A 1,247-nucleotide genomic window follows, 5' to 3' on the forward strand; every position below is an offset into this window, starting at 1 on the left:
AAGCCTTCTTCTAATTTTTCGAGTTGTAGTAGGCTGAGCAATTCTCGTAGTGGTTTACTCATTGTGTCTCCTCACCGATGTGTTTTTTCTTCACGTTACCTCAAGATCTGATGATCTGTGAAGTGACTTTGTTTAGAACTGTTGAGTGACTTAATAGTAGTCTCATCCATAAACCTACGAATAAGGCAAAAGGAATGGTAACAACGTTTCTGCTTTGCAGGAAAAGTCCGGCTAGTCCTAATTATGAAACGAAATCAATTGTTTGAAAAATTCTAACTTAGTCAAACTATTGTCAAATAAACGAAAGGAAACAAGACAGTTTTATATTCCAACCCTATACTTATCCCGATTTAATACTCTTCTTGAGGAATATATGAAAAAAACACTACTACTTGTTACTTCTTTACTTTTTGGCGCTGCGTTAGTGGGTTGCCAAACTTCTCAAACAACAGAAATGGAATCTGCTGAGGCGTCAATGAAGACAATTACAGGTACAGTGGCTTACCGTGAACGTATTGCTCTACCACCAAATGCTGTGGTTACGGTAACACTAGAAGATGTGTCTTTGGCTGATGCGCCATCTAAACTTCTAGCAAAACAAACGTTCGAAACAGAAGGTAAGCAAGTTCCTCTTTCGTTTGAGCTGAGTTACGACAGCAACGAAATTAAACCGAATCACACTTACAGCGTGCGCGCGCGTATTGAAGTGGATGGTAAATTGCGTTTCATCAGTGATACGCATAACGGTGTGATCACAGACGAAGCACAAACTCACCAGTTGGATATTCGTCTAGTTGGTACGCGTTAATACCAAACATAGCGAACAAAAATGGCAGCCTAAGGCTGCCATTTGTATTTTCTGAGGGCGATTTTTCCTATCTCAGACACTTCGATCCCTTCTGCTTCTAATTTCTGCTTTTGCCTGTCTAAGTCTCTGCCTTTCAGCGATATCTTCCCTTGACTATTGATGACTCGAAACCAAGGCAATTTGCTACCTTCTGGCAAATTCCCAAGAGCTTTTCCTACGTGTCTGGCGTATCCCGGATAGCCTGCCATTTTGGCAATTTCGCCGTAGGTCGATACTTTTCCTTTTGGAATTTGGTGAATTACAGCAAAGATTTGCACTAAAAATTGGTCCATACTGAAACTGTCCGTTGTGGCTTGCTAAGGAATGGTAATACACACGACTTGTATTTCGCTAACAGTACTTGGGCAGTTTTAACATTTGTTTCGAGTGAGTGAGAACC

2 protein-coding genes are annotated in these 1,247 nt (G+C 40.8%); one reads left to right on the forward strand and one right to left on the reverse strand.

The genetic code is table 11. The annotated features are described in order from the left end of the window. Positions 1-373 precede the first annotated feature (373 nt). The gene (locus R7O12_RS25595; RefSeq protein WP_005461146.1) at positions 374-808 is read left to right on the forward strand and encodes a YbaY family lipoprotein; all 435 of its coding nucleotides are present in this window, start codon (positions 374-376) and stop codon (positions 806-808) included. A gap of 29 nt (positions 809-837) precedes the next feature. On the opposite strand, the gene R7O12_RS25600 is transcribed toward R7O12_RS25595, so the two are convergent. After that, complete coding sequence (locus R7O12_RS25600) at positions 838-1,140, reverse strand: DNA base-flipping protein (protein ID WP_005461131.1); 303 nt, start codon at positions 1,138-1,140, stop codon at positions 838-840. Positions 1,141-1,247: the final 107 nt, after the last annotated feature.

The organism is Vibrio sp. Vb1574 (genome assembly GCF_033338675.1).